The following is a 5,812-nucleotide window of genomic DNA, read 5'->3' on the forward strand; positions in this document are numbered from 1 at the left end:
ATGCCGTCTACATCGCCACGCCGGCCCATCTCCACGCCGAGCAGGCGCTGGCCGGTCGCTTCGGCATCCGCAGTATCCCCACCCTGATTGTCTTCAAGGGGGGGCGCGAAGTGGCGCGTCAGGCGGGTGCCATGTCGAAACCGCAGCTGCGCCAGTGGCTGCAGCCCCACCTGGCCTGATTCGCCGCCGGGACGAGCAAGCCAGGAGTCGGCCTATGCCTGGCGCTTGAGCTGCTCCTTCAACTGTTTAGGCACCTGCTTGATGATCAGGCGGTCTGTGGATTCGTCGTACTCCACGCTGGAGCCCAGCAGATGGGAATCGAAACTGATCGACACCCCGCCGGCTCGGCCGGTGAAGCGCTTGAACTGGTTGAGGGTCTTCCTGTCCGGGGGAATCTCCGGTGACAGGCCATAGTCCGCGTTGCGGATATGGTCAAAGAAGGCCCTGGGCTCCTGCTCATCGAGCAGTCCGGAAAGCGCCTCCAGGGTGATCGGCTCGCCGCGGCTGGCCTGGTCGCTGGCATAGTCGATCAGCGTCTCGGTCTTCTCGCGACTGCTCTCTTCGCCCAACTCTTCGCTCTCCACGTAGTCGCTGAATGCCTTGAGCAGGGTGCGGGTTTCGCCGCTGGCGTCCACGCCCTCCACGGCGCCGAGCAGAGCGGCGAACCCCTCGGCGAGCTTCTTGCCGCCGCGGTCGCGGGTCCAGGAGAGGTACTGCCGAGAATCACCGGCTTGCCACTGGGTGATATCCAGTCGAGCGGCAAGACTCATCTGGGTCAGGTTGAGCTGGTTCGCCGGCACCACCTGCAGGGCCTCGTCGACGGCGAAGCCGTCGCGGTGGTGCAGCAGGGCCAGCGTCAGAAAACGCGCGTCGCCATGGCGAATATCCAGGCAGATCAGGTCGCCCGACACCGAGAGGTGAGCATCCAGCAGGGTGGCAAGCCGTTCAGCGAGGTCGCGGGTGAGGGCGACGAAGTCTCGCTGCTCACTGAGGTACTCACCCAACGCTGCGGCCAGCGGCGAGCTTGTTTCGCCATGCTGTGCTGCGTTCTCGGGATCCGCGAAATGACCCCATGCCTTGCTCTTGGCGTGAAAGGCCCGGGTCAGGCCCTCTTGCAGGCCTTCCAGGGCGTCGGAGGCGGGCAGCGGCCCCATGGACGGCACCAGGCGAGCCGGTGCGTTGCCGGACTTCTCGATGCGATGAACGATGGCGTTGAGGATCGGCATGGGGCCTCCCGCGGTGATGGACGAGGGCCCGGATGATACCCGCAGGAGGGCGTCGCCGATAGGCACCGCGCACTCAGCGGCCGTCCAGGTAAGCGGTCATGGAGCCGGCCAGTAGCAGTGCAATGAGGTCCGCCTGACGATGGGTGTCGGTTTTCTGAAACAGGTTGCGCAGGTGGAATGCCACAGTGGTAGGGGACACCTGCATCTGCTCGGCAATCTCCTCGGTGCGGCGTCCCTCCAGGAGCGCCATGGCAATGCGGGTTTCGGTGGGGGTCAGGCCGAACAGGCTCGCCAGCACCCCCTCCGGCAGGGAAGGACGCTGGTCGGGAGCCGAAAGCAGCACCACCACGCTGGTATCCTCCGACAGAGGATCGGAGGGCAGGCCCATGGCACACACCAGCACCAGCAGGCCATGCTCGCCCGGGCGATGGGGCAGGCGTAGTGAGTAGACGGGCTCTGCGCCTTGCCGGCTGGCGTCGCAGGCCGCGGCAATGGCCTTGCGCAGCTGGCGTGCCTCGCTGCCTCGCACCGACAGGGTATCGCCCAGCACCAGAGCGTCATTATCCTCGGCCAGGCAGCGGGCACGCTGATTGGCAAAGACGATATGCCCTTGGGCATCGAGCAGCACCATGCCGGGTGCCACCAGGTCCAGCGCACGTGTGGCCGAGCGGAATGCCTGGCGAGAGGCATCGCGTCGCAAGTCTGTCATGGCCTGGCGGAGTTCCAGCAGTTCACGGTTGGACTTGGCACGCATGCGACTGACCTGGCGCAGGCGTGCCTCGACGGTGGCCAGCAACAGGTCGAAGTCGATGGGCTTGACGAGGTAATCATCGGCGCCGCAGCGCTTGCCATCGACCACCTCGCGCGGATCCGAGAGCGCGGTCAGGAAGATGAATGGGGTGTCGGCGAGATGCGGGCGGCGCTCGCGCATCGCCGCCAGGACGTCGTAGCCGTTGAGGCGTGGCATGTTGATATCGCAGAGGATCAGATCCGGAGTGCTGGCATCCATCTGCTGCAGCGTCGCCTCACCGTCGCCGGCCTCGAGGACCGCATAGCCGGCTTCCCTGAGTTCTTCGCAGATGTCGGTACGCAGATCCTCCTGGTCTTCGGCGCACACGATCAAGGGGGGCTGATGTGAGTGTTCAGTCGCGGACATCCGATATCTCCTCCTGGTCGGTGTCGGCGGCAGGCAGCCTGAGGGTGAAGGTAGTTCCTTCGCCGGTGTTGGAGCTTACTTCCAGGTCACCCTGTTGGATACGCGCCAGATGGCGGGCGATGTTGAGCCCCAAGCCGATGCCATCGGTGCCTGATGCATTGTTGCCACGGAAGAAGCGTTCGAACAGTCGGTCCTGCTCGGCGTGTGGAATGCCCGGGCCGTTATCCAGAACCCGGCAGATCGCCTGGTTGCCCTCCCGCGCCGTGGTGACGTGGACGCAATGACTGGCAGGGGAGTACTTGAGTCCATTGGAGATGAGGTTGGCCAGCACCTGCTCGGTGAGGGCGCGGTCGCACCAGGCCAGGACCTCGGGGCTGGCATGTCGGGTTGTCAGTCGGTCGATGCCGCTGGCCTCTGTCTGCAGGCGACAGAGGTGATCGACAATGGCGGCCAGCGAGTGGCAAGCCGGCCTGGCCTCTACCTGCTGGCCATCGAGTCGCGCTGCGGTCAACGAAGATTCGACCAGGCGCGTCATCTGCGCCACGGCGTTGCGCAGACGCTGATAGCGTTCGCTGCGCTGCTCGGCCGTGAACGGTGGGGCGCGACGCTGCAGACGCTGCAGGCCCGAGTCGATCACCGCCAGCGGCGTTCTGAACTGGTGCGAGACCATGGCGGCGAAGCTGCGATAGAATTCGCTGACGCCGCGCTCGCGATTCAGCGCTCGGGCCAGGGCATCGGCGGTCGTCTTGTAGCGGCTGATGTGCCGGGCGACCTCCACCTCCAGCTGATCACGGTGGGCCGTCAGCGCCCGCTGGGCGATACGCCGCTGACGCAGGGCGTGGATCAGCAGCAGCATCAGGCCGAGCCCGCTCAGGGTGATGCCGACCACGGAGCCGATCACCTGCATCAGGCTGCTGCGATAGGTATCGAGACGGGCGCCGGTACTTTCCCATTCGGCCATCATGACTGCATTGGCAATGCGGTTGAGGCGGGTCATCAGCCCGTCCAGGTGGGGAGCCATGGCCTGTGGGCGAAATCGCTCTGCGGTCGCAGTGTCCTCCACCGAGGTACGCAGGGCATCCAGGTGATCCAGCGCGGTGTTCAGGGGTGCCTCCAGCCCCCGGGCGGCGAGGTAGCGGCGCTGGGGCCCGTCGTCCATCAGCGTCAGCCGACTGGAGAGGATGTCCAGGCGCAGCTCGGGATCTTCGTCCGTGTCGCCCAGCGCGCGACGGTTCACTGCCTGGTCCAGACGATGGCTGGCGACCTGGGCCTGAGTCACCACCCACAGCATGTTCTCGTCCACGTTGTCGCGCATGTCCTTCTCGACCTGAAACAGCCGAATCAGCGCAAAAGCCAGGAAGGCCGTGAAGGCCAGGATCGCCAGGCTGGTGACCAGGTAGGCGGGAAAGCGACGCAGCCCGGGCATCACTGGATCTCGAGACGCCGAAGCTGCCACACCCAGCGGTAGTCGTAGCGTATGTCCTGGAGCTCGGTATGGTCATCCCGTGGATAGACGATCCACAGCGGGCCCTTGTCGCGACGGGTCAGTTGTTGGCCGTCCATGTGGGTGGCGACCACGACGTCATAGTCGTGGAAGTCCCGGACTGGTATCTCGACGATATAGTCGTTGAGCGCAATGGCCACGGCGGTATCTCCGCCGGTGCCCAGTCGTTCCAGAAGATCCCGCATCAGGAAACCTTCGAAGTGGTGCTTGCCATCGGTGACGGAGGTGGAAGTGACCAGTTCGCGGTGCGGCAGCGTGTCCAGAAAGGCGCGATCCAGGGGGATCTCCTCGCCCGGGTGAGTTGTTGGCAGTTGGCCAGCGACCGTCAGTATGACCTCCCCTGCGGCCGGGGGCAGCGGTTTGGCAGCGTCTTGGGCGAGCCCGGGGACCGGGAGAAGCAGTGCGGTCGCCAGGACACAAGGCCTGATCAGCTTCATTGTCTTCACCCTTTTGCATGTTCTGCGGTGTCATCGCCACGGCTCCGGCCAGTGGCTACTCACTCTAGCGATCAGAATGCGCGCTTACCCCGTTCGAATGAAGGGGGACGCTACCGGGCCCAAGGACTATGGTGTTTACCAGATATCGTGCTATGCCTCTAGCGGCGTTCTTGTGGGGTATGCTCACCTGATCGCAGGTCATGATCGCCAGACTGCGGTTCCAGTGCAGTTAATCCCCGTCTTGATGCCCTATCCAAGGGAGTTAACGTTATGACAGCCGAAACCTTGCGCCAGCCCGGTGTTCGGGAGCGACTCGAGCAGCTTGGCTATCTGCTCAAGCATACTTTCAGCCTGGTGGGCCGGGACCCGGGCATCTTGCGGCCGTGGATTCGCATGTGCCTCTACGCCGCGGTCATGGTCAGCCTGTTCTTTTACAGCGTGATCAGTATCTGGGGGAACAATGGCGGTACGTTGCCCCTGCTGCTGAGCCTGGGAATGTTCCTGTACAAGTATTTCTATTACACGCGTCAGGAGCTAAGGCAGAGTTGGCTGGTGACCGAGGCCTTGCAAGGTGAGAAACGCTCCGCCGCCGAGGCCAAGGCTCGAGTCAAGACGCTGAAGGGAAGTGCTCGGGGCATCGCCCTGATGGATATGTTGCTCAACGGCATGCTGAGCTGGACGTTGCGCTTCGGTCCCGTTGGCGTCCTGCTGTCGTTTGTGCTGAAAGGTCTGCGTGAGGTCTGGGACCTGGTCAACCACTATCTGCTGCCCTCGGTGGTGGTTGACGGCTATGGCATGCGAGAGAGCGTATCACGCATGGGGCGTCTCAAAGAGAGTGTACCGGAGACATTGGCGGGGGTATTCGGCATCGACGTGGCGTCGCGAGCCGTGGGCACCATCATGTTTCCGGTCTACGCCCTGACGCTGCTGATGGGGCTGGTGATCGGCCTCTGGGTGGGTGATAGCCTGCCAGGTTACTCTCTGGGGGATCCTTTGCAGGGTAGCAATCTTGCCGGCGCAGGCCCTCTTCCGGAAACCCTGCCGATCTCCGTGCTGCCGATTCTCGTCGCGCTCTGGTTCGCCAAGCTGTTCAGCGTGGTGCTGGAGCGCATGACCACTTCGGTCAAGGTCATCTACTTTTCAATCTTCTATATGCGTATCACGCATCCCGATGACATCCTCGACGATATACGCGACGAGCTGGAAGCCTATCTTCGCCTGGAGGCCAAGGATCCTGATCCGGTGGCATCGCCCGGGCTCCAGAGTGAATAACGAAAGCATTAAGGTGTTAGCCAAAGGCTGCTTGCCGTGGTCTTCTTTTCGATAAGGTGGAGTCGTCATGTGGGATTTTCGTATCGGGCAGGCGCTGGGGCTGATGGTGCGGACGCTGCCCTTCATCATCTTTCGGATGCTCGTCTATTTCGGCGTGGCACTGGCCTATGTGCTGATGACCGGTGTCGGTGCCGGAGCGGGTTGGGGCATCGGTGGC

At 63.6% G+C, this 5,812-nt stretch carries 6 protein-coding genes; 2 read left to right on the plus strand and 4 right to left on the minus strand.

Annotated features, from left to right (window positions below; genetic code table 11):
* Positions 1-179, plus strand: a 179-nt coding sequence (locus tag RI841_RS13695; protein ID WP_310706192.1) for a thioredoxin fold domain-containing protein, incomplete at its 5' end; no start/stop codon positions are given.
* A gap of 33 nt (positions 180-212) precedes the next feature.
* Here the strand turns inward: RI841_RS13695 and yejK are convergent.
* The 4 genes from yejK to RI841_RS13715 all read right to left on the minus strand — a co-directional run bounded on the left by yejK (position 213) and on the right by RI841_RS13715 (position 4,323).
* Positions 213-1,226, minus strand: a complete 1,014-nt coding sequence (gene yejK, locus RI841_RS13700) for a nucleoid-associated protein YejK (protein WP_310706187.1) — start codon at positions 1,224-1,226, stop codon at positions 213-215.
* Positions 1,227-1,299: 73 nt separating this feature from the next.
* Complete coding sequence (locus RI841_RS13705; RefSeq protein WP_310706188.1) at positions 1,300-2,382, minus strand: response regulator; 1,083 nt, start codon at positions 2,380-2,382, stop codon at positions 1,300-1,302.
* The gene (locus RI841_RS13710) at positions 2,369-3,808 is read right to left on the minus strand and encodes a HAMP domain-containing sensor histidine kinase (protein ID WP_310706189.1); all 1,440 of its coding nucleotides are present in this window, start codon (positions 3,806-3,808) and stop codon (positions 2,369-2,371) included. Before RI841_RS13710 ends, RI841_RS13705 begins: the two co-directional genes overlap by 14 nt.
* Positions 3,808-4,323 (minus strand): molybdopterin-dependent oxidoreductase, encoded by a 516-nt coding sequence (locus tag RI841_RS13715; protein ID WP_310706190.1) that lies wholly within the window; start codon positions 4,321-4,323, stop codon positions 3,808-3,810. Before RI841_RS13715 ends, RI841_RS13710 begins: the two co-directional genes overlap by 1 nt.
* A gap of 270 nt (positions 4,324-4,593) precedes the next feature.
* Between RI841_RS13715 and RI841_RS13720 the strand changes: the two genes are divergently transcribed.
* Positions 4,594-5,595, plus strand: coding sequence for a hypothetical protein (locus RI841_RS13720; protein ID WP_310706191.1), 1,002 nt, complete (start codon positions 4,594-4,596; stop codon positions 5,593-5,595).
* The last annotated feature ends 217 nt before the right edge of the window (positions 5,596-5,812 follow it).

The organism is Halomonas sp., assembly GCF_031581305.1.
Taxonomy (GTDB): Bacteria; Pseudomonadota; Gammaproteobacteria; order Pseudomonadales; family Halomonadaceae; genus Halomonas.